This window comes from Rhizobium sp. RU20A, from assembly GCF_900155885.1.
Taxonomy (GTDB): domain Bacteria; phylum Pseudomonadota; class Alphaproteobacteria; order Rhizobiales; family Rhizobiaceae; genus RU20A.
In genome coordinates, this window is the sequence record NZ_FTMB01000001.1 from 1,281,287 (window position 1) to 1,301,653 (window position 20,367).

Below are 20,367 nucleotides of genomic sequence, written 5' to 3' on the forward strand. Positions count from 1 at the left end.
TCTCCCCCTAGGCCGTTGCCGTACGGACCGCCTGATAGGTGGCCGGATCGGTCTCCATGCGCTTGAGCGTCATGAAGAAGCGGCCGAGCAGCATGATGGACGCGGCAATGAGACCGAGCACGAAGCCGTACCAGACGCCATTGGCGCCGAGCCCCAGCGGCAGGGCGAAGATCCAGCCGGACAGGAAGCCGATCGGCCAATAGGCGATCATGGCAAGGATCATCGGCACGCGCGCATCCTTGAGGCCGCGCAACAGCCCCGCCCCGACCGCCTGCAGGCCATCGACCAGCTGGAAGGCGCCGGCGATGACGATCAGCGGTCCCGCCACAGCCACGACCGCCGCCGCATCCGGCCGCGCCGTATCCAGAAAGAGCGTCGCCAGCGTGTAGGGGATGACCGCAAACACCAGCGAGCCGATCAGCGACACCACGCCGGCAAGGCCAAGGATCGCGATGGCGGCCCTTCGCACGCCGAGAAGATCGCCACGCCCGAGTGCCAAGCCGACGCGCACCGTTCCGGCCTGGGCAAGGCCGAGCGGGATCATGAAGGCGATCGAGGCAAACTGCAGGGCAATGCCGTGCGCCGCCAGTTCCGTCGTGCCGATCGTTCCGATCAGCAGCGAGGCAGCCGTAAAGAGGGACACTTCAGCCAGGATCGTGACGGCGATCGGAAGGCCGAGCATCACCACTTCCCGGAACATGCCCCAGTCGGGTCGCCAGAACCGCACGAAGATATCGAGCCTGTGGAGCGCCGGCACGCAGCGGATATAGATGAGCAGCAGCACGACCCCGAGCGTGGCGACGCCGAGCGCCGCATAGGCGGCCCCCTCGATGCCGAGCGCCGGGAAGCCGAAATGGCCGTAGATCAGCACGTAGCACAGAACGATGTTGAGAAGCAGCGTCGCGATCGTCACCCACAGGATGATCCCCGCCCGCTCGTAGCCGGCGAGAAGCGCCCGGAGGACCATGATGATCAGGCTCGGGAACATGCTCCATTGGGCGATGTGCAGGTAGCGCCCGGCCAGCGCCGCGACGGCCGGCTGCTGGCCGAGCGCGGTGAGGATCGCCTCCGCCTTCCAGATGACCGGCATGGTAAGGGCGCCGTAAAGCAGCACGACCCAGATGCCCATGCGCACCGAACGGCGCACGGCAACCGTATCGCCACGTCCGACCGCCTGCGCCACCATCGGCACCACGGCATGGGTGAAGCCGCAGCCGAAGATGAACATGGTGAAGAACAGTTGCGTGCCCAGCACGATCGCCGCAAGTTCCGTCGGACCGAGTTTGCCGACCATCAGAACGTCGGTGGTGTGGATGGCAAGCTGGGCGAGCTGCGCGCCGACAAAGGGTATGCCGAGCACGAGGCCAGCGCGCAGATGCGTCGACCAGGAATTGTCAAAGCTGTGCGGCGCGGCGGCCGCGGCGGTGGTCTGCATGGCGGAAATCCCGTCCCTGAAAGGCTTGCCGCCGCGCCGGAACGACGCAAAATGGGCGGCCCGCGGTCAGCGAACTGGAAAGGCGACCGGTGATCCCTCCTAATCGCTTTGCGCGAAAGAGGCCAGTGCGGAACGCCCGCACCGCCTTCTTTTCATGCAACCATCACAAATTTTGATCACCGCTCGCACCGGAAACAAAACCGTCAGATATCGCCGGAAAACGTATCACAGGAGGATACGCGCCCGCTTTCAAAGCCGCGGGCAAACCATGTGCGGCGCTGCTCGGAGGTGCCGTGGTTGAAGCTGTCGGGCACGATATAGCCCTGGCTGCGGCGCTGCAGCGTATCGTCGCCGATCTGGGTCGCAGCGTTCAGGGCTTCCTCGAGATCTCCGGCCTCCAGCAGGCCCTTCTGCTTGGTGAAATGGCCCCAGACGCCCGCAAAGCAGTCGGCCTGCAGCTCGACACGCACCGACATCCTGTTGGCCTCGACCTCGCTCATGCCCTGCCGCATCTGGTTGAACTTCGGCAGAACGCCGAGCAGGTTCTGCACGTGGTGGCCGACCTCGTGGGCGATCACATAGGCCTGCGCAAAATCGCCGGACGCGTTGAAGTTGGTCTTCAACTCGTCGAAGAAGCCCATGTCGAGATAGACCTTCTGGTCGCTCGGGCAGTAGAAGGGTCCGGTCGCGGACGACGCTTGACCGCAGGCCGAGCGGATGCCGCCGCTGAAGAGAACCAGCTTCGGCTCCTGATAGGTCTCGCCATTCGACTGGAAGATACCGTTCCAGGTATCCTCGGTTTCGGCGAGCACGGTCGCGACGAAAGCCTTCATCTCCTCCTCGGCCGGGCTGCCCTGCCGCGGTGCATTCTCGGTCTGCTCATAGCCGGAGGACGGGCCGAGGCTGCCGCCATCCATCACCTGCAGAAGGTCGATGCCCATGGCCTTGAAGACGAAATAGATGACGACGAGCAGCACCAGCGTGCCGATACTCATGCGCCCGCCACCGCCACCGACCGGAATGCGCATGCCGCCGCGCCCGAGCGGACTTCTGCCGATACCGCTATCGCCGCGGCGATCCTCGATATTGTCCGACTGCCGGCGCCCTTTCCATTCCATCGGTCTGCTCCCTGCCTGTCACGGCCACGTGATCGTCTTTTGAGACTTATAGCGCGCCAGGACGAGAAAGACAGATGCGGGCGCCGATCAGACTGCACGCCGTCCCCGCCAGCGGCGCAAGGCAGGCAGAAGCAGAACGAGGATCGCAGCGACGAGCGTGATCACAAGCAGGCTCGATGCGCCACCGGCAAACAGCAGGCGGCCCATGACGCGTTCGGGAAGCAGCGTGAAGAGACCGGCGACCCCGATGCCCCACACATACATGCCGACCACCCCCGCACGATGCGCGCGGATATCCCCGCGCCGGGCCGCCTGAAAGGCTTGCCAGGACGCGTACAACACGAACAACGAAATGAGATGGATAGGGCTGAAACCGTAGAGAAGGTCGAAGCTGTGGATGAAGAAGGAGGACAAGGCCGTCATCACCATCAAGACAAACCAGATCCGCCCGATCAGCCGGTGGCGCGGCGTGCCCTTGGGGTTCGAAAGAAGGAAGGCGCCCAGCAGCGCAGCCGGAACAACGCTTGCCACATGGACCTGAACGGCGAGCGGCGCATCGAGCAACGGGGCGAAGGACATGGTTCTCTCCAGCGAAAGCGGGGTCAACGCAGTGGCCCATCGGACATGAACGCCGGAACGTCCATCCGCTTGAACCGTGCCGGTTTTTCAATGAGAGTGCACCGACATCAAACCTCAGATGCCCGGACCTGCCGGAGGACTTCGTGAAACGACCCGTCTTGCAATCCGCGCTTCGCGATTTGCATCAGTTTGCCAGCAACTGGCGCTACGGGGTCACGTTCCTCGTCATCGTTCTTCTGTTCACCCTGATAGGGCCCTTTGGCACGGACGCCTTTGCGCCGCTCGCCCGTTTCGGCTTCTGGCTTGCCATCCAGGGCTCGGCCTGGTTCTTCGCCACCACGCTCGCCGTCTTCGCTAATGCCGCGCTGCCGGCCGCCATCCGGCCGGAGTTCCTGCGCCTTGCCATCGGCTCCGTCCTGGCCTGTCCATTGATCGGCGCCTCGATCCTCTTCATTCGCATGGGCGCGACGGGCGCACCGGTCAGCCTTTCGGGCTGGGTGCACGAGAGCATCGGCGCCGTACCGCTCAGCCTCCTCTTCTGCCTACTCGCCTATACGGCCGCCGCCCCTTCGATCGATAGGCAAATGGCGCGGGGCGCAAGAACGGCACTGACGCCCGCCGAACACGAGAGCGGCGAGCCGCCAGGGCCAACACTGGCGCCTCGCGCAGCCGTCGACACTGCACCCACCTCCGGCCTGGACGCCCCTCCTCGGCTACTCGCCCGCCTGAAGCCGGCCAATCGCGCGCCGCTGCTCAGGCTCGCCGTCGAAGACCACTATACCCGCGTGGTGACCGCGCGCGGATCGGAGCTCGTCCTGCTGCGCTTCAGCGATGCCGTTCGGGAGGCGGGCGACATCGGTCTGCAGGTGCACCGCTCCCATTGGGTCGCCTTCGCCAACATCAAGGCTCTGTCCCGCGATGGCAGCCGCCTGACGCTGGAGACTGAAGATGGCACCCGCGTGCCGGTCAGCAGACCCTATGCGCCGGCCGTGCGCGAACGTCTTCGGGAAAACGCAAACAAGGCTTGACGTTTGCCACGAAAGCAGCACCCTACCGACGATCCGGCGCGCCAGAAGCCACGCCGCACCGGAAGCTGGCGCGCGGAGGACGTGCCGGTCGCCGGACCGGAAAACACAAGCCCGACAAGGGCCGCAGCACATCTTGCTTGGAGGAGCATCCCATGAAGGCCGTCCGCCTGACATCCGTTGGAAACCTGTCGGTTCAAGAGGTCGACAAGCCCGCCCCGGGACCGGGCGAACTTCTGGTGAAGATCGAGGCGTGCGGCGTGTGCGGCACCGACCGGCATATCCTCGCCGGCGAATTTCCCTCACGCCCGCCGGTCACCCTCGGCCACGAATTCTGCGGCATCGTCGAAGCCATCGGCAGCGGCGTATCGACCGTCGCGATCGGCGCGCGCATCACGGGCGATCCGAACATCTCCTGCGGCCTATGCCCCCAGTGCCGCAACGGCCGCGTCAACCTGTGCCATAACCTCAAAGCCATTGGCATCCAGCAGGATGGCGGCTTTGCCGAATATGCTATCGTGCCCGAAAGCCAGGCCTACGAGATCCCGCTCTCGCTGCACCCGCATCACGGCGCCTTCTGCGAGCCGCTGGCCTGCTGCCTGCACGGCGTCGACATGGCCGAGATCAAGCCCGGCTCCTCCGTGGTCATTCTCGGCGGCGGCGTCATCGGCATGCTGACGGTGCAGCTCTGCAAGATCGCCGGTGCCACCACCATCGTCATGTCGACACGCCAGGCCGACAAGCGCGAACTCGCCGAAGCGATCGGCGCCACCCACAGCATCGATCCCTCCGCCGGCAATGCCGTCGAGCTCCTGGCTGGCAAGAATGGCCTGTTGCCGGGCGGCGCCGATGTCGTCATCGAATGCGCGGGCGTGGCGGAAACGATGATGGAGGCCCCGAAGATGGCCAAAGCCGGCGGCACCGTCGTGATCCTCGGCGTCATGGCGGCCGGTGAAAAGATCGAAATCGAGCCCTTCGACATCCTCTTCCGCGAGCTTCGCGTGCTCGGCTCCTTCGTCAATCCCTTCACCCACCGCCGCGCCGCCGACATGATCGCCTCCGGCGCCGTCAAGGTCGACAAGCTGATCTCGCGCACCGTCGGCATCGATGAGGCCGTCGACGTCATCGCCAATCCGCCGCGACGCGGTGAAATCCGCGTGATGGTCTTGCCGAACGGTTAGTGCGAATTCACGCAAGAACAGATCAACCTTTATTTAAGTCACACCGTTTATTTCTCCGGTTTCGCTGGATCCTCAGGGTCCGGATGACTGGAACCGGTGTGACCGCATGAACCGCGTGGACGCCCGGAGAGACTGGGGGCGTCTGCATGCTTTTCAAATCCGCAACAAGTCGCAATATCTTTTCCATTGCAGCCATCGGCGTCGCCACGACGCTCGGCGCCTGCGCGGTGGTCTTCACGCTTGGTTATCAGTCGAGCAAGGAAGCCAGCATTGCCGAAATGGGTTTCGCAACAGAACGGGCAGCCGACGACATCAGCGAGTTGTTGACGACGGGTCTCGATGTCGCAACCGCGATCCGGACCGGCCTGGTCAGCGCGCGGCAGGCGAGCCAGTCCGACCGCTCTTCGGCGGATATCTTCCTGACGAACACTCTGAACGCAAGTCCGGCCATTCTTGGGGCCTGGACGGCGTGGGAGCCGAATGCCTTCGATGGCAAGGACAAGGATTTCGCCAGCAAAGCGGGGCACGATGCCACGGGCCGCTACGTCCCCTATATCGTGCGCGGCGGTGCCAATGGCGAGATCATCCATGAAGTCCTGGTCGACTATGACAAGCCGGGCGCGGGCGACTACTACCTCCTGGCCCGTGACAGCCAGAAGGCCGTTTTCATCGAGCCCTACTCCTATCCCGTCAACGGCCAGCAAGTGCTGATCACCTCGATCGTCCAGCCGATCGTCGAAAACGGCAAATCGGTCGGCGTTGCCGGTATCGACGTGTCGCTGGCTTCTGCCGATGAGAGTCTGGCAAGAATGAAACCGATGGGAACCGGTTATGCCGGCCTCGTCACCGGCGCCGGCAACATCATCCGTCATCCCGATGCAAGCCTTGCCGGCAAGTCTCTGACGGATGCCGGCGACAAGGCCGCCGGTTGGAGCACGCTTATTGCCTCCCCCGGCAAGGAAATCGCCTTCAAGGGGCCGGACGGCATCGACTATATCGGCATGGCGCGGCCGATCGACCTCACGGCGGACACGAAATGGTACGCCATCGTCGCCGTCCCGGCAGCCACCGTCTACGGCAATCTCGAAACGCAGATCCGCGGCGGCATTGCGACGATCGTTGGCGCCGTTCTGCTGCTGGGTCTCGTCGGCTGGATCATTTCGCGCCGCTTCACGCGTCGCGTTGAACGCGTCATCGCCCAGACCGGCGACATCGCTGCCGGCAAACTCGACGTCACGCTGACAGACGCCGAAAAGAATGATGAAATCGGCGATCTCTCCCGCTCGCTCAGCCTTCTCCTCGACGCCAACCGCCGCAAGGCGCAGCTCGAACAGGAAGCCGAAGCCCGCCTTGCGCAGGAGGAGGCCGACCGCGTCGAGCGCTCCTTGGGCCACAAGGCGCGTGAAGAGGAAATCCGTCTCGTCGTCGACGAAGTCGGCAACGGCCTGAAGCGTCTGGCCGCCGGGGACATGACCGTCCGTCTCGACAAGCCCTTCGCCCCCGCGCTGGACGCGATCCGCTCCGATTTCAACGCATCGGTCGAAACGCTGGAATCGGCGATGATCTCGTTCCGGGACAACGCCAGCACGATCGAAGCCGGCGCCACCGAAATCCGCAACGCCGCCGACGACCTTTCGCGACGCACCGAGCAGCAGGCGGCCTCCGTGGAGGAGACCTCCGCGGCGCTTGCTGAAATCACCCGCTCCGTGCGCGAATCGACCGAACGGGCCGAGGAAGCTGGTGCCCAGGTCAGCCGCACCCGTGCCAATGCCGAGCGCTCCGGCGCCGTCGTGCGCTCGGCGGTCGAGGCCATGGACGCGATCGAGCAGTCCTCGCAGTCGATCTCCAACATCATCGGCGTCATCGACGAAATCGCTTTCCAGACCAACCTTCTCGCCCTCAACGCCGGCGTCGAGGCCGCCCGCGCAGGCGACGCCGGCAAGGGCTTTGCCGTGGTGGCGCAGGAAGTGCGCGAACTCGCCCAGCGCTCGGCCAATGCAGCCAAGGAAATCAAGACGCTGATCTCCGCCTCCGGCGAACAGGTCCGCCAGGGCGTCACCCTGGTCGATCAGACGGGCGCGGTGCTGAACGACATCGCAACGGAAGTCGAGCAGATCAATGCCAACGTGCAGGGCATCGTCCAGGCTGCGAGGGAGCAGTCGACGAGCCTGCAGGAAATCAGTGCGGCCGTGAACATCATGGATCAGGGCACCCAGAAGAACGCGGCGATGGTGGAAGAAACCAATGCCGCCTCGCACACCCTCGCCACGGAAGTGGGACAGCTCTCGGAACGTCTCGACAGGTTCCGCCTGGGCGGCACCGGCTCGGGCCGCAGCACCTACCGTCCGGCAGCGGCGCCCGCCCAGCACCGCACCTTAGAGCCCGCCCCGGTGCGCAGCACGGCACCGCCCCGCGCGCCGGCAGCCGTCACCGAAACGGCACGGGCCGTCCCTTCGCCTGCCCGCGCCCTTGGCCAGCGTCTCGCAAAGGCCGTTGGCGCAGCCGCACCGGCAGCCCCCGCCGCGCAGGACAACTGGGAAGAGTTCTGAGCCGCGCTCCGTTGAATGGAAAGTTGACGATGGCGGGCCCGGCCCGCCATCTGTCGTTTGAGGATTGGTGAGGGTCTCAGGCCGGTTCGAACACCTGCACCTCTTCGAAGTGGTTCATGTCCTCGAAGGTACAGAAGGCCGGCGCCTTCAGCGCGAACACCGGTGCATGGCGCTTAAGCGCGGTCTCGGCCTCCGCGAGGAAAGCAATCCAGGCCGCCATTGTCTCCTCGTCGAAACGCTCGGTCATGTAGGCGAAGGTGATGTGGAAGACGTAAGTGTCGTGGTCGGGATGGCGGTAGCCGAGAAGATCCGCCAGCCGGTCTCGCCACTCCCTCAGCACCGTCTTGTCCGCCTCCGTCGCGCCTTCGAGCTGCAGGCCGAGCGGCGTCAGATGGCTCAGTACAACGTTGAAGGCCGGTCCCGGCGCAAACAGCGCGAGGCGGTCCGACATCAGCGCCGTCATGTCATCGACCGGCGTTTCGACCGGAACATCGGCGGGCCAGTAGGGATGCGCCCGCCGGCTCTCGATGATGCCCTGGAACAGCGTCATGTGCAGGCTGGACGCGGCCGTGAAGGCGAGCGTCTCGGCCCCCGGCATCGCCCCGTAACGTCCGCGCAGATCAAGAACCGCAGCCGCGCTGTCGGACCCCTCGACCAGATGGCAGACGATCGTGTTGCCCCGCTCGGTCAGGAAGGTACCGCTCGCATCATAGCGACGGCCAAGATGCGGGATTTCGCCGGGATTGAGCGCCTTTGCGGCAAAGCGCAGGTGATCGGGAACGGCGGGCGGCGTCATGGCGGCGGTCCTTTTCCAATGAGGGAACGCGGGAACGGTCCCGCACGACCGAAAGCGGTAGATCGCCCGTGCGAAGCGCATGTGACACGCGATTGTCAGCGCCGTGACGGCCTCGCCCCATGCGCTGTCGGCACACCCAACGCTCCCCAACTTTCATCGCCCCCGGGGCATTTATGGGGTTGGTTTAACGGCCAAGTTTCCCTATAAGCCGCTTCTAGCCTGAAATGACCATCCTCCTGCGCCCGGCCGGTGACCTCCCTCACCCAGGCCGGTTTTTCGCGCAGGCACGAGATACGGATAGAGCCCATGCCGAAGCGCCAAGATATCAAGTCCATCCTCATCATCGGCGCGGGACCGATCGTCATCGGCCAGGCCTGCGAGTTCGACTATTCCGGCACACAGGCCTGCAAGGCGCTGAAGGAAGAGGGTTTCCGGGTCATCCTGGTCAACTCCAACCCCGCCACGATCATGACCGACCCGGGCCTCGCGGACGCGACCTATGTCGAGCCGATCACGCCGGAAGTCGTCGCCAAGATCATCGCCAAGGAGCGCCCGGACGCGCTGCTGCCGACCATGGGCGGCCAGACGGCGCTCAACACCGCGCTGTCGCTCAAGCGCATGGGCGTGCTCGACCGCTACAATGTCGAGATGATCGGCGCCAAGCCCGCCGCCATCGACATGGCCGAAGACCGCGCCCTCTTCCGCGAAGCCATGGCCCGCATCGGCCTCGAAACGCCGAAGTCGATGCTTGCCAACGCCACCGAGATCAAGGACGCCGACCGCAAGACGCACGAGGCGGCCCGCGCCGAGCTCAAGGCGAAGCACTCCGGCGCCGAACTCGACAAGGCACTGGACGCCCTCGAAAACCAGTGGAACCTCGGCGAGAGCGACCGCAAGCAGCGCTACATGAGCCACGCCATGGCGGTCGCCGCCCAGGCGCTCGACCATGTCGGCCTGCCCGCCATCATCCGCCCCTCCTTCACGCTGGGCGGCACCGGCGGCGGCATTGCCTACAACCGCTCGGAATTCTTCGACATCGTCTCCGGCGGCCTCGATGCCTCGCCCACCACCGAAGTCCTCATCGAGGAAAGCGTGCTCGGCTGGAAGGAATACGAGATGGAAGTTGTCCGCGACAAGGCGGACAACTGCATCATCATCTGCTCGATCGAGAACATCGACCCGATGGGCGTCCACACGGGCGATTCCATCACGGTAGCCCCTGCCCTGACCCTGACGGACAAGGAATACCAGATCATGCGCAACGCCTCGATCGCGGTGCTGCGCGAGATCGGCGTGGAGACCGGCGGCTCCAACGTGCAGTTCGCCGTCAACCCCAAGGACGGCCGCCTCGTTGTCATCGAAATGAACCCGCGCGTCTCGCGCTCGTCCGCTCTGGCATCGAAGGCCACCGGCTTCCCCATCGCCAAGGTCGCCGCCAAGCTCGCCATCGGCTACACGCTGGACGAACTCGACAACGATATCACAGGCGGCGCGACGCCCGCCTCATTCGAACCGTCGATCGACTACGTCGTCACCAAGATCCCGCGTTTCGCCTTCGAGAAGTTCCCCGGCGCTTCCCCGGTCCTGACCACCGCCATGAAGTCGGTCGGCGAAGTCATGGCGATCGGCCGCACCTTCGCCGAATCGCTGCAGAAGGCTCTGCGCGGTCTCGAAACGGGCCTGACCGGCCTTGATGAAATCGAGATCCCCGGCCTCGGCGACAATGCCGACGACAAGAATGCCATCCGTGCCGCCATCGGCACCCCGACGCCGGACCGCCTGCGCATGGTCGCCCAGGCGCTGCGCCTCGGCATGTCGCCGGAAGAGGTGCATGAGGGCTGCAAGATCGACCCGTGGTTCATCGCCCAATTCAAGGCGATCGTCGACATGGAAGCCCGCATCCGCGAACACGGCCTGCCGCAGGATGCCGAAAACCTGCGCATGCTGAAGGCCATGGGCTTCTCAGACGCACGCCTCGCGAGTCTCACGAACGGCAAGCCGAAGGATGTCGCCGTCCTGCGCAACACGCTCGGCGTTCGCCCGGTCTTCAAGCGCATCGACACCTGCGCGGCTGAATTCGCTTCGCCCACCGCCTATATGTATTCGACCTACGAGACGCCCTTCGTCGGCGCCGCCCGCTCGGAAGCGGAGGTCTCCGACCGAAAGAAGGTCGTCATCCTCGGCGGCGGCCCGAACCGCATCGGCCAGGGCATCGAGTTCGACTATTGCTGCTGCCATGCCGCCTTCGCCCTGAAGGATGCCGGCTTCGAAGCGATCATGATCAACTGCAACCCGGAAACGGTTTCGACCGACTACGACACCTCCGACCGCCTCTATTTCGAGCCGCTGACGGCCGAAGACGTGATCGAGATCCTGCGCGCCGAGCAGGAAAAGGGCGAAGTCGTCGGCGTCATCGTGCAGTTCGGCGGCCAGACGCCGCTGAAGCTCGCCGAGGCGCTGGAAAAGAACGGCATCCCGATCCTCGGCACCGCACCCGACATGATCGATCTCGCCGAAGACCGCGACCGCTTCCAGAAGCTTCTCCAGAAGCTCGACCTCACCCAGCCCAACAACGGGATCGCCTATTCCGTCGAGCAGGCCCGCCTCGTTGCCGGCGAGATCGGCTTCCCGCTGGTCGTGCGCCCCTCCTACGTGCTGGGCGGTCGCGCCATGCAGATCATTCACAATGAGAGCATGCTGCAGACCTACCTGCTGGACACCGTGCCGGAACTCGTTCCGGAAGACATCAAGCAGCGCTACCCGAACGACAAGACCGGCCAGATCAACACGCTGCTCGGCAAGAACCCGCTGCTCTTCGACAGCTACTTGACCAATGCGATCGAAGTGGACGTCGATGCGCTCTGCGACGGCACGGATGTTTTCGTCTCCGGCATCATGGAGCACATCGAGGAAGCCGGCATCCACTCGGGCGACAGCGCCTGCTCGCTGCCGGTCCGCTCGCTCTCGACGGAGATCGTCGACGAGCTGGAACGCCAGACGACGGCGCTCGCCAAGGCGCTGAACGTCGGTGGCCTGATGAACGTGCAGTACGCCATCAAGGACGGCACGATCTACGTGCTCGAGGTCAACCCGCGCGCCTCACGCACCGTACCCTTCGTCGCCAAGACCATCGGCGCACCGATCGCCAAGATCGCCGCCCGCGTCATGACAGGCGAGAAGCTCGAGCCGGCGATCGCCGCCTATGGCCAGAAGCCGGACCCGCGCAACCTCAAGCACATCGCCGTCAAGGAAGCCGTCTTCCCCTTTGCCCGCTTCCCCGGCGTCGACATCCTGCTCGGACCGGAAATGCGCTCGACCGGCGAAGTCATCGGCCTCGACACGGATTTCGCGCTCGCTTTTGCCAAGAGCCAGCTCGGCGCCGGCGTGGAACTGCCGCGTGACGGCGCGGTCTTCGTTTCCGTGCGCGACGAGGACAAGGACCGTGTCCTGCCCGCCATCCGCATCCTGGTCGAGATCGGTTTCAAGGTGCTGGCAACCGGCGGCACGGCCCGTTTCCTCGCCGAACAGGGCATCGAGGCGACCAAGATCAACAAGGTTCTGGAAGGCCGACCGCACATCGAGGACGCCATCCGCAACCGCCAGGTCCAGCTCGTCATCAACACCACCGACGGCAACAAGGCGATCTCGGATTCGAAGTCGCTGCGCCGCGCCACGCTGATGCAGAAGGTGCCTTACTACACCACCATGGCCGGCGCCGAAGCCGCCGCCATGGCGATCCGGGCGCTCAAGCAGGGCCAGTTGGAAGTGCGCCCGCTGCAGAGCTATTTCTGATAGGGTGAAGATGAAGCCGCTCCGCTACACAACCCATTGCGAAACGGCGATGGCGGAGCGGCTGATCGACCCGGATTGGGTGTTGGCGACTGTGCATAAGCCCGACTGGGTCGTTTTTGACCCGTCAGGTCCGCCGCTTGAAAGGCGGTTCCGCGCTGTGGCGGAGCGTGAAAAACGGATTTTGCGTGTCGTCTGATTGGAAACACCGGACGAAATACGTATCATCACTGTATTCTTTGATCGCAAGGCGAGGCGACCGACATGAAGCCGAAGATCGAGTATGATGCAGCAGCCGACGCGGCCTACATCCGCTTTTCGCAAGAGCCGGTGCTGGAAACCGAGGAGGTATCAGCGGGCATTATGTTGGATTACGATAGGGATGGTCGCATTGTAGCCCTTGAGGTGCTAGACGCGCGCGCGCATCTACCGCCGGCCACGCTTGAAGATGCTGCCGAGAATTTGTTGAAACGGATAGCGCCTGTTGAAAACGAAGTATCCCGGCGTTCGGCATCGCAACATACGCGATAGGTGAGGGCCGATGTCCCCTCAAGACACCCTCGACATCGACACGGCCTGCACGCTGCCTTTCCCGCGCCAGACGGTCTTTGACGCCTTCGCAAGGCCCGGGCAACTCGCCCTGTGGTGGGGCCCCGACGGCTTTTCCAACGTCATTCACCGCTTTGAATTCGAGAACGGCGGCACCTGGGAAATCACCATGACCGCCTCCGACGGCACGGATTTCCTGAACCGCTCGACCTTTACCGAGATCGTGGCGCCCGAGCGCATCGTCTTCCGCCATCACGAGCCGATCCACCTCTTCGACATGGACATGCGCTTTGAGGAACTGGGGCCGCAGGAGACCCGTCTGTCCTGGCGCATGCGCATGCCGGCGACGGAGGAGAACCGGCTGATGGCGAAGTTCTTCGCGCTCGCCAACGAACAGAATTTCGCCCGCCTCGAGCGCGTTCTGGCCGGCCTGCGATAGCGGTTGCGATTTGGCAAGAACACAACCAGAATGCCCTTGTCCAAGCAGAGGGGGCATCGCATGTCGAAGAACATCGTCATCCTGTTTGACGGGACCTCCAACGAAATTTCCGCCGATCGCACCAATATTCTGCGTCTTTTCGGCTGCCTGAAACGCGACCACACACAGGTCGTCTACTATGATCCCGGCGTCGGCACCTTCGGCGCGGCGAACTCCTGGTCGCGGCTGCAGCGGCATGCGGTGGAAATCTGGGGTCTGGCGACCGGCTGGGGCCTCGACGAGAATGTCAAGGAAGCCTATCGCATGCTGGTCGAGACCTATGATGCCGGCCCGGTGGATGCGGATGGCAATTATCCGGATCGCGACCGCATCTACATCTTCGGCTTCAGCCGCGGCGCCTATAGCGCCCGCGTGCTCGCCGGCTTCATCCACGCCTTCGGCCTGACGACCAGAGTGCATCTCAACCTGCTGGATTACGCCTATCGCGCCTACAAGGGCATCACGCGGGAGGAACAGGCCCGTGTCGATGTCGAGGCGGAGGGCGATGCGCCCTCGGCGTTTCCCAGCATGCGGCTCTACGAAAAGGTTCTGCAGAACGACAGGCCGCCCATCCGCCTGCTCGGACTCTTCGATACGGTCTCCTCGGTCATCGAACCCGGCAAATGGCGCCCGCAGCTCAAGACGCATCCCTTCACCAACCGCAACACATCGGTGGAGATGGTGCGCCACGCCGTCGCCATCGACGAGCGCCGCACCATGTACCAGCCCGAACTCTGGAGCACAGGCCAGCACTATTGGGGCGGCCCATTCAAGCCGAAGGATACAGCTGGCCTGAAGCCGCAGGATGTCCGCGAAGTCTGGTTTGCCGGCGTGCACGCCGATGTCGGCGGCGGCTATCCTGAAGCCGAAAGCGGCCAGATCAAGATACCGCTGCGCTGGATGATCAAGGAAACGCGCGGCAGCGGGCTGGTCTATGAGCAGACCACGATCGACGAACTGGTTGAGGGCAAGGGCGACAACAAATATGTGGCGCCGGATGCACTTGCGCCGCTGCACAATTCCATGCGCAAAGCATGGCCCTTTGTCGAATGGGTCCCCCGGCTGGTGCCCGCCACGTCGTGGCGAAACGCCGACAAGGTCGGGGACCTCTACATTCCGCGTCAGGACCGCCGCCTCATCCCGCGCAACGCGCTGTTGCACACCTCCGTCAAGGAGCGGCTCGATGCCGGCGGCTATGCGCCGCCCAATCTGCCGCCACGCCCGGTTTTCACCGACTGATGGCGGGTCCGTCCTTTAACGCCCCGAACGCGTAAGGCCTCCCCCGCAGGGAAGGCCCTTGCAGTCGATCGCGATGACACCCGCAATCAGTTGGCCGAAGTCGTTGCCTTCTGCGCGTTCAACGGCGCCTTGGCGTCGGCTGTCTTCTGAGCCTTGGCCTTGTAGGGCTGGCCGTAGACATCGACAATGTTGAGCATTGCATGGTCTGTGGCGTCCTTCAGGAAGGCATTGGCCTCGAAATACTTGCCTTCATCGATCAGGCTCGCGGCCTTCGTCACATCGGCCATGGTCTGTTCGAGCGGCAGCACGGCCGAAACGAACTGCACATCGACATCCGCCACCGCGAGCTTTTCAAGCGCGCCCTTGCGGTCGGCCGTCTTCAGGCTCTGGTTGGCGTCGGAGATGGCGGCCATCTTTTCCGGCGTCGCCTTGAAGTCTTCCGCGAGCGTCAGCTGCGAGTCGACCGGAAGCCGGGCCACCGGCGTCGTCGACGGCGCCTTGGCATGCGCGACCTTTTCCGGCGTCGTCGCCTTGCCGGGCGCGGTCAGCTCAGACTCGGGCTTCATGAAGACCGCGTCATCCTTGGCTGCCTTCGCGAGCGCAACCTTGGCCTGATGGATCAGTGTCTTGGCCTGATCCGGCTGGGCGTTGAAAATCGCCAGGCGGGTGGCCTGGATATCGCTGAGCGCCTTGGCGCCATCCTTGGACAGGCGGCCGACATCCTGATCGATCTTCTTGTCCAGCATGGCCTGCTGGGCGATTTGCGATGGGGCAGCGGGCGTCGCAGCCTGATCGGATGCCTAGGCGACACCGCCGAGAACAGTTCCCGAAACGAGGACGATGGCCAGTGTTTTACGAATGGACATGACCAATCTCCTTCTTCGAATTTCTCGAACAACGTCAACGCTTTGTTCCATGATTCTGACAACACTATAACGCCGCCTCGCCCGCCTTGTTGCGTTACAAACAGCTCATGAAAGGAAATTAATATTCGAATCTTTGAGTGCTTTGGAGGCCAACCGGCCGGTCAAGGTTCAACCCATGGAGGAGACCACGGACCATCCTCAAATCCGCGGCAAAGGCCGCCTGCTCCTCCGCCTTCCGGGCCGCATCGGGAATGCGCAGGAGATAGGCCGGGTGCACGGTGACGAAGAGGGTGCGTCCCTCGGCCATCGGCAGCGGCCGGCCGCGCAGATCGCCAAGGCGCCCCGTCTCGCCGGTCAGCGACAGCAAGGCCGTCGCGCCCAGTGCCACGATCAGCTTCGGCTGCACCAGATCGATCTCGCGGCTCAGCCACCAGCGGCAGATCTCGACTTCGCCGCTGGTCGGCCTCTGGTGGATGCGGCGCTTGCCGCGCGGCTCGTATTTGAAGTGCTTGACGGCATTCGTCATGTAGATCCGGCTGCGATCGAGTCCCGCTTCCTGCATCGCCGCCGTCAGCACCTTGCCCGCCGGACCGATGAAGGGGCGACCGGCCAGATCCTCCTCGTCGCCCGGCTGCTCGCCGACGAACATCACATCCGCCCTTTCAGGCCCCTCGCCGAACACCGTCTGCGTGGCGCCGCAATGGATGGGACAACGCGTGCAAGTGGCGGCCTCAGCCCGCAGCGCCGGCAGCGTCGCGGCACCGCCCGCGCCGCCGGAGAGAACGGCGGCGTCTTCCTGCTCGCGCGCCGCCTCCATGGCACGGATGCGGGCATGGAAGGCGGGCGCCGCCGTCGGTGCGCGCGCCGCCATCTCGATGACGCGTCGTTCGGCCGAGGCGATGAGGTCCGGGATCAGCGCCGCCTCGGGCAGGTTCTTCCAGTATTTCTTCGGCATTTCCTTCTGCATCATCCCGACCTTCAGACGGGCCGGATTGAAGATCGCGGCATAATAGGTGCGCCACAGATCATCGGTCGCATCGTCGAGATCGGGCTTTTCCGCCGGCAAATCGGAAACGGAAAGCCGCTCGCCGTCCCAGGACGCCGAGCCCTTGGGTGTGACGATCACCCAGTCCATGTCGGCAAAGCGGCGGCGGAAAAACGGCGCCATGCGCGCCACGATGAAATGGTCCGGCTCGAACCACGCCAGAAACCGGCGGCGTCCGACCGTCTCCGGTGGCAGCGAAACCTCCTTGAACCGCACGAACGCCGTCATCTTGTGGCTGTCGCGCCGCACCGCCTTCGCCAGGCGATGGGCCAAGACCACATCCGCATCCGACGCGACCTGCAGCAGCCGGCGATCGGACTGCAGCCGCACGAGCAGGCGGTAAAGCAGGGCAAAGCCCTGCGGATCGCTGTGGCAGAGCACCGTTTCCGCAAGCGGCATGAAGGCGCCCGGCACGGTTACCGTGGCACCGGCGGCGGGGGCCGGCTCGTACGCCGCCGCAGCGCCCCTACCCTCGCCAAAGCCGCCCGCGAAGAGATCGTCGGCCGCCGCCGCGCTCAGCCATTCCACGTCCGACGGCGCGACCTTGCGGGCCAAAAGCCCCCGCGCCGCATCTCGCCATTCGGCCAGGTCTCCACGACCCTTCAGGACGATGCGGTGCATCACAGCAGCGACAATTGTTCCGGCGCCGGCGCAAAGCGGGCCCGCAGATCGGCGCGATCGGTCAGCACCGCGGGCGTATAGCCATCGGCGACGATGAAGGGCTGCACCTTGCGCAACGACACGCCGAGACGTTTCAGATCCTCAAGCCTGAGCCGCCGGAACCGGCGCGCCGACAGGATCGACGCGACCGTCTTCGTCCCGAAACCGGGCACCCGCAGCAGCATCTCTCGCTCCGCCCGGTTGATATCGATCGGGAAACGGCCGCGATTGACAAGCGCCCAGGCGAGCTTCGGATCGATGTCGAGATCGAGCATGCCACCCGCCTGCCCTCCCGTGATCTCGCCGATGTCGAACCCGTAGAAGCGATAGAGCCAGTCGGCCTGGTACAGCCGATGCTCGCGCATCAGCGGCGGCTTGACGAGCGGCAGGGAGCGCGAAGCGTCCGGGATCGGGCTGAAGGCGGAATAATAGACGCGCTTCAGCCGATAGCTGCCATAAAGCCGCGCACTGGTGCCGAGAATGGTGGCATCGTCCGCGCCGTCGGCTCCGACGATCATCTGCGTGCTCTGCCCGGCCGGCGCAAACGTGCGGCGCTTGCGGGTTCGCAACGTCGGCTCGGCCATCTCCTCCATCTTCAGCCGCAGATCCCCCATGGAGCGGCGAATGCCTTCCGGCTGTTTCTGCGGCGCATAGGCGCTGATGCCGCTGTCGGTCGGCAATTCGATGTTGATCGACAGGCGGTCGGCGTACAGCCCCGCCTCTTCGATCAGCCGCTGCGAAGCCTCGGGGATGGTCTTCAGATGGATGTAGCCGCGGAAATTGTGCGTAGTCCGCAATTCCCGCGCCACCTTCACCATCTGCTCCATCGTATCGTCGGAGGAACGGATGATGCCCGAGGACAGGAACAGACCCTCGATATAGTTGCGCCGGTAAAATTCCAGCGTCAGCCAGATCACCTCGTCCGGCGTAAATCGCGCCCGCTCGACATTGCTCGAGGAGCGGTTGATGCAGTAGGCGCAGTCATAGATGCAGAAATTGGTGAGAAGGATTTTCAGCAGCGAGATGCAGCGCCCGTCCGGCGCATAGGCATGACAGATGCCGGACCCCTCCGTCGACCCCAGCCCGCCGGAGGCCGCGGAGTTGCGCCGCGTCGTTCCGCTCGATGCGCAGGAGGCATCATATTTGGCGGCGTCGGAGAGAATGGCGAGGCGTTCCTGGAGCGACTTCTTCATAGCTTATGTTCACTATATGTTCTTTACTTTCGCGTCAAGACTTGACAATCTCCAGGTCGTCCGGCGGCGCCCTGGCGGATCAAATTTCCTAGCGTCGGCCTGATAAAATCTGATATAGAGCCCTATATCGTGATTTTGGGATGGTTCCGGAGTTCGCTTCGGAACCTGTTTCTTTTTGTGTTCGCGGTCCCCGCGGGCACGCAATGAGGACAATGGAAATGGTTGAAAAGGTGCCGATGACTCAGGACGGGTACGTGAAGCTCCAGGAAGAGCTTCGCTGGCGTCAGCAGGAAGAGCGTCCGCGCATCATCGAGGCGATTTCCGAAGCGCGCGCCCATGGCGACCTGTCGGAAAATGCCGAATATCACGCTGCCAAGGAAGCCCAGAGCCACAATGAAGGCCGCGTCAGCGAGCTGGAAGATCTGATCGCCCGTGCCGAGGTCATCGACCTCTCCAAGATGTCCGGTTCCAAGGTCAAGTTCGGCGCCCGCGTCAAGCTAGTCGACGAGGACACGGACGAAGAGCGCACCTACCAGATCGTCGGCGACCAGGAAGCCGATGTGAAAGCCGGCCGCATCTCCATCTCCTCGCCGATTGCCCGCGCGCTGATCGGCAAGGAAGTCGGTGACAGCATCGAGGTCAACGCGCCCGGCGGCTCGAAGGCCTACGAAATCCTCGCGGTCCAGTGGGGCTGATCGGCCGCCCGGCCGATCGTTGACATGAGGGGCGCTGGCCGCACCGGGGAACGGACTGTATGAGCGTTGTGGATATCCGCGAAACCGATGTCATCGCCCCCAATTTCAAGGTGAGGCTGTCGGGCGTTACCTCCACAATCATCCAGCTCGTTCCGGTTCAAAGGCGGCTTGGCCAGCGCGTTGCCGCCCTCGGCCCCGGCCTGCCGGACCATCTGCCGCATGTGCGTTTTCGCGACCTGTGGCAGCTCTGGCAGCCGACCGCCCATGGTGGCCGGCGCGTCTGGCATGCGCGGCGCAATGTGGAAATGCTGGCCGGCATCGTCATGCGCGATCTCCTGCGCATGCGGCTCTCCCTCGTCTTCACCTCGGCTTCGCAGCGCGCCCACACGAGCTGGACCCGCTTTCTCATCTCCAGGATGGATGGCGTGATCGCGACGTCCGACCGCACGGCGGCCTATCTCAAGGTGCCGAACGTGACGATCCTGCACGGCATCGACACGGCACGCTTTGCCCCGCCCGCCGACAAGGCCGCGGCGCGCGCCGCCGTCGGGCTGCGGGCAGACAAGCAGATCGTCGGCTGCTTCGGGCGCATCCGCCGGCAGAAGGGCACCGACCTCTTCGTTGACGCGATGATCGACCTTTTGCCGCAGCGGCCGGACTGGATCGCCATCATCGCCGGCCGCGCCACGGGCAAACACGCCGACTTCGAAGCCGACCTCAAGAAGCGCGTTGCGGCCGCCCACCTGTCGGACCGCATCCTCTTCGTCGGCGAGCACACCAACATTCCCGACTGGTACCGCGCCCTCGATCTATTCGTCGCGCCGCAGCGCTGGGAAGGCTTCGGCCTGACCCCGCTCGAAGCCATGGCCACCGGCGTGCCGGTCGTCGCCACCAATGTCGGCGCCTTCAGCGAACTGATCGCCGTCGGCAGCGACGAAACGGGCGTCATCATCCCCAGCGACGACCTCTCGGCCATGATTGCGAAGACCGGGGAACTGATGGACAATGCCATCCGCCGCGCACATGCCGCGGGCCGCGCCCTCGACCACGCAAGGCGCAACTTTTCCATCGAAGGTGAAGCAGAAGCGTTGGGCCGGGTCTATGCCGCTGCCGAAGCGGGCGATGCGGTCACGACCTGACGGACGCTGAGAGCGCGAGCACACCTGCGGG

General features: G+C 64.4%; 17 protein-coding genes. 10 read left to right on the forward strand and 7 right to left on the reverse strand.

Features of this window, described 5'->3' with window-relative positions; genetic code table 11:
- Positions 1-7: 7 nt before the first annotated feature.
- The 3 genes from F3H41_RS06160 to F3H41_RS06170 form a co-directional block, all read right to left on the reverse strand.
- On the reverse strand, positions 8-1,435 hold the full coding sequence (locus F3H41_RS06160; RefSeq protein WP_149737697.1) for an MATE family efflux transporter: 1,428 nt from the start codon (positions 1,433-1,435) through the stop codon (positions 8-10).
- A 203-nt stretch (positions 1,436-1,638) separates the two neighbouring features.
- Positions 1,639-2,553: a neutral zinc metallopeptidase gene (locus F3H41_RS06165; protein WP_149737698.1), complete on the reverse strand. Its 915-nt coding sequence runs from the start codon at positions 2,551-2,553 to the stop codon at positions 1,639-1,641.
- A gap of 87 nt (positions 2,554-2,640) precedes the next feature.
- Positions 2,641-3,132, reverse strand: a complete 492-nt coding sequence (locus F3H41_RS06170; protein WP_149737699.1) for a DUF2306 domain-containing protein — start codon at positions 3,130-3,132, stop codon at positions 2,641-2,643.
- A 143-nt stretch (positions 3,133-3,275) separates the two neighbouring features.
- Here F3H41_RS06170 and F3H41_RS06175 point away from each other — a divergent pair, with 143 nt between their 5' ends.
- From F3H41_RS06175 to F3H41_RS06185, 3 genes are all read left to right on the forward strand, one after another.
- On the forward strand, positions 3,276-4,160 hold the full coding sequence (locus tag F3H41_RS06175) for a LytTR family DNA-binding domain-containing protein (protein ID WP_149737700.1): 885 nt from the start codon (positions 3,276-3,278) through the stop codon (positions 4,158-4,160).
- 152 nt (positions 4,161-4,312) lie between these two features.
- On the forward strand, positions 4,313-5,338 hold the full coding sequence (locus F3H41_RS06180) for a zinc-dependent alcohol dehydrogenase family protein (protein WP_149737701.1): 1,026 nt from the start codon (positions 4,313-4,315) through the stop codon (positions 5,336-5,338).
- A 146-nt stretch (positions 5,339-5,484) separates the two neighbouring features.
- Positions 5,485-7,887, forward strand: a complete 2,403-nt coding sequence (locus F3H41_RS06185) for a methyl-accepting chemotaxis protein (protein ID WP_149737702.1) — start codon at positions 5,485-5,487, stop codon at positions 7,885-7,887.
- Positions 7,888-7,963: 76 nt separating this feature from the next.
- On the opposite strand, the gene F3H41_RS06190 is transcribed toward F3H41_RS06185, so the two are convergent.
- Complete coding sequence (locus F3H41_RS06190; protein WP_149737703.1) at positions 7,964-8,683, reverse strand: DUF1868 domain-containing protein; 720 nt, start codon at positions 8,681-8,683, stop codon at positions 7,964-7,966.
- A gap of 306 nt (positions 8,684-8,989) precedes the next feature.
- Between F3H41_RS06190 and carB the strand changes: the two genes are divergently transcribed.
- The 5 genes from carB (at position 8,990) to F3H41_RS06215 (ending at position 14,738) form a co-directional block, all read left to right on the forward strand.
- The gene (carB, locus tag F3H41_RS06195; protein WP_149737704.1) at positions 8,990-12,475 is read left to right on the forward strand and encodes a carbamoyl-phosphate synthase large subunit; all 3,486 of its coding nucleotides are present in this window, start codon (positions 8,990-8,992) and stop codon (positions 12,473-12,475) included.
- A gap of 10 nt (positions 12,476-12,485) precedes the next feature.
- Positions 12,486-12,671 (forward strand): DUF4258 domain-containing protein, encoded by a 186-nt coding sequence (locus tag F3H41_RS06200; RefSeq protein WP_149737705.1) that lies wholly within the window; start codon positions 12,486-12,488, stop codon positions 12,669-12,671.
- Positions 12,672-12,736: 65 nt separating this feature from the next.
- Complete coding sequence (locus F3H41_RS06205; RefSeq protein WP_149737706.1) at positions 12,737-13,003, forward strand: DUF2283 domain-containing protein; 267 nt, start codon at positions 12,737-12,739, stop codon at positions 13,001-13,003.
- A 10-nt stretch (positions 13,004-13,013) separates the two neighbouring features.
- The gene (locus F3H41_RS06210) at positions 13,014-13,460 is read left to right on the forward strand and encodes an SRPBCC domain-containing protein (protein WP_149737707.1); all 447 of its coding nucleotides are present in this window, start codon (positions 13,014-13,016) and stop codon (positions 13,458-13,460) included.
- A 60-nt stretch (positions 13,461-13,520) separates the two neighbouring features.
- Positions 13,521-14,738 carry a DUF2235 domain-containing protein gene (locus F3H41_RS06215; protein ID WP_149737708.1) on the forward strand — a complete coding sequence of 406 codons (1,218 nt, stop codon included), beginning with the start codon at positions 13,521-13,523 and terminating at the stop codon, positions 14,736-14,738.
- 86 nt (positions 14,739-14,824) lie between these two features.
- Here the strand turns inward: F3H41_RS06215 and F3H41_RS06220 are convergent, their stop codons facing one another.
- The 3 genes from F3H41_RS06220 to F3H41_RS06230 form a co-directional block, all read right to left on the reverse strand.
- On the reverse strand, positions 14,825-15,484 hold the full coding sequence (locus F3H41_RS06220; protein WP_244616084.1) for a YfdX family protein: 660 nt from the start codon (positions 15,482-15,484) through the stop codon (positions 14,825-14,827).
- A gap of 238 nt (positions 15,485-15,722) precedes the next feature.
- Positions 15,723-17,270: a UdgX family uracil-DNA binding protein gene (locus F3H41_RS06225; RefSeq protein WP_149737709.1), complete on the reverse strand. Its 1,548-nt coding sequence runs from the start codon at positions 17,268-17,270 to the stop codon at positions 15,723-15,725.
- The gene (locus F3H41_RS06230; RefSeq protein WP_149737710.1) at positions 17,270-18,502 is read right to left on the reverse strand and encodes a putative DNA modification/repair radical SAM protein; all 1,233 of its coding nucleotides are present in this window, start codon (positions 18,500-18,502) and stop codon (positions 17,270-17,272) included. The genes F3H41_RS06225 and F3H41_RS06230 overlap by 1 nt, the downstream gene beginning before the upstream one ends.
- A 218-nt stretch (positions 18,503-18,720) precedes the next feature.
- On the opposite strand from F3H41_RS06230, the gene greA reads away from it, so the two are divergent.
- Together greA and F3H41_RS06240 are read left to right on the forward strand one after the other, a co-directional pair.
- Entirely contained in the window at positions 18,721-19,197 is a 477-nt protein-coding gene (greA, locus tag F3H41_RS06235) for a transcription elongation factor GreA (protein ID WP_149737711.1), read from the forward strand.
- Between the two features lie 59 nt (positions 19,198-19,256).
- On the forward strand, positions 19,257-20,336 hold the full coding sequence (locus tag F3H41_RS06240) for a glycosyltransferase family 4 protein (protein ID WP_149737712.1): 1,080 nt from the start codon (positions 19,257-19,259) through the stop codon (positions 20,334-20,336).
- The last annotated feature ends 31 nt before the right edge of the window (positions 20,337-20,367 follow it).